The 3731-nt window shown below is 50.5% G+C and carries 3 protein-coding genes; 2 read left to right on the top strand and 1 reads right to left on the bottom strand.

From position 1 onward, the window contains the following. Positions 1 to 205: 205 nt before the first annotated feature. Positions 206 to 1639 (bottom strand): aldehyde dehydrogenase family protein, encoded by a 1434-nt coding sequence (locus tag ABKW30_RS29155; RefSeq protein ID WP_348602474.1) that lies wholly within the window; start codon positions 1637 to 1639, stop codon positions 206 to 208. A gap of 200 nt (positions 1640 to 1839) precedes the next feature. Between ABKW30_RS29155 and ABKW30_RS29150 the strand changes: the two genes are divergently transcribed. Both ABKW30_RS29150 and ABKW30_RS29145 read left to right on the top strand, forming a co-directional pair. After that, positions 1840 to 2607 carry an SDR family oxidoreductase gene (locus ABKW30_RS29150; protein ID WP_348602473.1) on the top strand — a complete coding sequence of 256 codons (768 nt, stop codon included), beginning with the start codon at positions 1840 to 1842 and terminating at the stop codon, positions 2605 to 2607. After that, positions 2604 to 3104 (top strand): gluconokinase, encoded by a 501-nt coding sequence (locus tag ABKW30_RS29145; RefSeq protein ID WP_348602472.1) that lies wholly within the window; start codon positions 2604 to 2606, stop codon positions 3102 to 3104. The genes ABKW30_RS29150 and ABKW30_RS29145 overlap by 4 nt, the downstream gene beginning before the upstream one ends. Positions 3105 to 3731 lie beyond the last annotated feature (627 nt).

The raw sequence follows: 3731 nt of genomic DNA, 5'->3' as shown, positions 1-3731 counted from the left end.
GCGCCCCGCCCTCGTTGTGTCGGTATATAGACCCCACTCATCAAAACTGTCAACACAACATTTCTAAAAAAATCCCGAAAATCAAACTTTATCAAATCAAACAATCCCACATGGGGATAAATCAGCAAAATGAATATCAAAACAAAAGGGGCGCTACCCGTTGCAGCGCCCCTTTTTCAAACTAGAAAGAGTTTATTGTCAGGATTTATGCCAGCGTATAGGCCGTCTTAACTGTCGTATAAAATTCGGCCGCATATTTACCTTGCTCGCGTGGACCGTAACTTGATCCCTTGCGCCCACCAAAAGGCACATGGAAATCGACACCAGCTGTCGGCAAATTGACCATGACCATCCCGGCTTCGGCATTGCGTTTGAAATGAGTCGCGTGCTTCAGGCTTGTTGTTGCAATGCCTGACGAGAGGCCAAAGGGCGTATCGTTTGCCGTGTACAGCGCTTCCTCATAATCCTTCACACGAATCACGCTGGCGACTGGGCCAAAAATTTCTTCCCGTGAAATACGCATTTGATTCGTCGCTTCCGTGAAAAGCGCGGGCTGCAGGTAGAAGCCGGGATTGTCACGCGTCAGGCGCTCGCCACCAAAGGCAAGTTTTGCGCCCTCTTTCTGACCGATAGCAATATACTCTTCATCCTGCTTGAGCTGGCCCTCATCCACAACCGGTCCAATGTGAGTGCCTGTCTTCAATGCGTCATCGACGACAATAGTTTTTAGTTTTTCAGCGACAGCAGTAACGAACCGATCATGAATGCCTTCTGTAACAATGATTCGCGATGACGCTGTACAACGCTGTCCCGTTGAAAAGAAGGCGCTATTCACGGCCGCATCAACAGCAACACTCAGATCAGCATCATCAAGCACAACAAAAGGATTCTTGCCACCCATTTCCAGCTGGAATTTACGCATATGCTCGATTGACGCTGCGGCAACACGCTTTCCTGTTCCAACAGAGCCAGTAAAAGTTATTGCATTCACATCGGCGCTATCAAGAATGGTTTGTCCGACAACTGAACCCTTGCCCATAACAAGGTTGAGCACTCCTTTTGGCAAACCGGAACGATGCAGAATATCGACAATTGCCCAAGAGCAGCCCGGGACAAGATCGGCCGGCTTGAATACAACCGTGTTTCCGTAGGCCAGGGCTGGTGCAATCTTCCAGGCGGGGATGGCAATCGGAAAATTCCAGGGTGTTATGATGCCCACTACGCCGACAGGCTCGCGTGTGACTTCAACGCCGATATTAGGGCGGGCACTTGGCAGGACTTCCCCTGCAAGTCGCAGCACTTCCCCGGCAAAAAAGTCGAATATCTGCGCTGCGCGTAAGGTTTCACCTATACCTTCGGCTAATGTCTTGCCCTCTTCCCGCGAAAGTAACCGGCCCAACTCATCCTTCCGGGCAGTAATCTCATCAGCAGTTTTGCGCAAAATCGCATGTCGTTCCAGAATGCCGGAACGAGACCAGGCCGGGTACGCTGCTTTCGCCGCTGCGATAGCCCGCAAAGTATCCTCAGCCGTCGCCTTCGCGTACTCCCCAACGACGTCATTGGTGTTCGAGGGATTAATGTTGGCAATAGCATCACCACCGGCCCACTCGCCGTTGATCAAATTCTGGTGCAATGTCATGATTGTCTTCTTTCGTTGAGATCAACTCAATGAATACCATACGAGACATCTGTTTCAACGCCAAATCCCGTACATTTGGCTTTTTGTAGGCACAGAAGCTACACAGAAAGATGGAACGCCTTAAAAAGTACTGCTAGTTAAGATACCAAGTTTCCGCAATATTCGCGTCCGCGAGAACTCATCCGAGGAAATTCTCCCTAATGTCCCACTCGTTATTTGATCTCGAAGGGCGCCGAGCGCTCATTACCGGTTCCAGCCAAGGTATTGGTCTTGCCTTGGCAAAGGGTCTGGCAGCACATGGTGCGGTTGTTGTAATCAATGGGCGTGACGAGGAAAAAGTGACGGCAGCCGTCTCTGGTCTCAAAAATGAAGGATATAAAGCGTACGCCTCACATTTCGACGTAACTGATATTGTTGCAGTCAAGGCAGGTGTCGACCAGATCGAGGCCGATGTCGGTGCGATTGATATCCTTATCAACAATGCAGGAATGCAGTTCCGCGCACCGTTGGAAGACTTTCCGGAAGATAAATGGCAGCAGTTGCTACAGACCAATATATCGAGTGTTTTCTATGTCGGACAAAGCGTTGCCAAGCATATGATCAAGCGAAAGAGCGGCAAGATCATCAATATTGCTTCAGTGCAGAGCGAACTTGCCCGCCCATCAATAGCGCCATACACGGCGACTAAAGGTGCCGTTCGTAACCTCACCCGGGGTATGTGTACTGACTGGGCAAAATATGGCCTGCAAATCAACGCGATTGCACCGGGCTATTTTAAAACTCCTTTGAACCAAGCACTCATAGACAATCCTGAATTCTCAACCTGGCTGGAAAAGCGTACACCCGCAGGGCGCTGGGGCAATGTCGAGGAACTGGTCGGCGCCGCCGTATTCCTTGCAAGTAAAGCATCGTCTTTTGTTAATGGGCAAGTCATTCATATCGACGGTGGGATCACGGCTTCAGTATGATGCGCATTATTGTCATGGGAGTTAGCGGCTCAGGGAAAACCTCCGTTGGCGTGGCCATTGCGGAAGCGTTGAACCTTCCCTTTCTAGAGGGTGATACCCTTCATCCAGCAAGCAATGTAGAGAAAATGGCTGCCGGCATCTCATTGTCCGATGATGACCGCTGGCCATGGCTCGACAAAATAGGCGCTGAATTGGCTGAGGCTAAGAATGGTCTTGTCGTATCTTGCTCTGCCTTGAAAATCAGCTATCGCAAACGCTTGCGTGAAAAAGCAAATGGCCCGTTGGCGTTCATTTTTTTGGATGGCAACCTTGATGTTTTACGTTCACACATGAGCAAGCGCACAGGACATTTCATGCCGGTTTCGATGCTTGACAGCCAAGTTGCAACGCTGGAGGTGCCAACGGGTGAACCTCTGGTTTTTCGGCAGGATGTGAAGGACAGCATTGATCAGATCGTAGATGCCAGCGTTGATTGGTTGCGTGGGACGCTCACCTGAATTGAACGGACCGGTGGCAATTGAATTGATTAACGCTGGACACTTGCCGGTCCTTGCGATTGTTTTGTTACTCCATTGCTAACTTGCGCTTCTGGGGAGGCGGTTTTTACCTTTATGGAGTCATGATGCGATTTCCTGTCCGGTAGCATTGGTGCATGTGGATTTAGGTGTTTCTGGTGCGGTTTTCCCATTGCGTTTTTAGCCCATGCGCAGGCTTCTTATCCAGCTTTCCCATTGCAGGCTATGGTCTAGCTGGTTGCTTTGGCAGCTTTGGCCGGCTGCGTTTCTGTGGTGGTGATCCCTTTGCGGAGTTTTCTGTTGCCTGGATGTGGGTTTATTTTGTCCGGACGATGAACTGGCCCATTGAATTGGGTCGATGGTGTCTGGCGGCTATTGAGATTGGTGATTTTGTGGTTGGCCTTTGAACGGCTTGTGACTTCAGCCGTTGCGGCGGAGCGCTCGGCGGTTTTCCGGGCGCCCGTTCAGGGTGTGAGATTATGCGCCCTGGTGTGATTATACTGCTTTATGCGTGGTTGCTTTGGGGATTTTGGGGGGTTTTGGTTGCGGGGACAGGATTTGAACCTGTGACCTTCAGGTTATGGTGAGCTTGCGAACGACGAGCTACCA

Origin of the sequence: Phyllobacterium sp. SB3 (assembly GCF_040009165.1) — a bacterium.
GTDB lineage: Bacteria > Pseudomonadota > Alphaproteobacteria > Rhizobiales > Rhizobiaceae > Phyllobacterium.
The sequence above is the reverse complement of the archived record's forward strand: the minus strand, read 5'-3'. Positions and strand labels throughout refer to the sequence as shown.

What these genes read in the sequence shown, in the direction of transcription:
- ABKW30_RS29155 (WP_348602474.1), bottom strand. Translation starts at nt 1,639, where the DNA reads ATGACATTGCACCAGAATTTGATCAACGGCGAGTGGGCCGGTGGTGAT.
- ABKW30_RS29150 (WP_348602473.1), top strand. Translation starts at nt 1,840, where the DNA reads ATGTCCCACTCGTTATTTGATCTCGAAGGGCGCCGAGCGCTCATTACC.
- ABKW30_RS29145 (WP_348602472.1), top strand. Translation starts at nt 2,604, where the DNA reads ATGATGCGCATTATTGTCATGGGAGTTAGCGGCTCAGGGAAAACCTCC.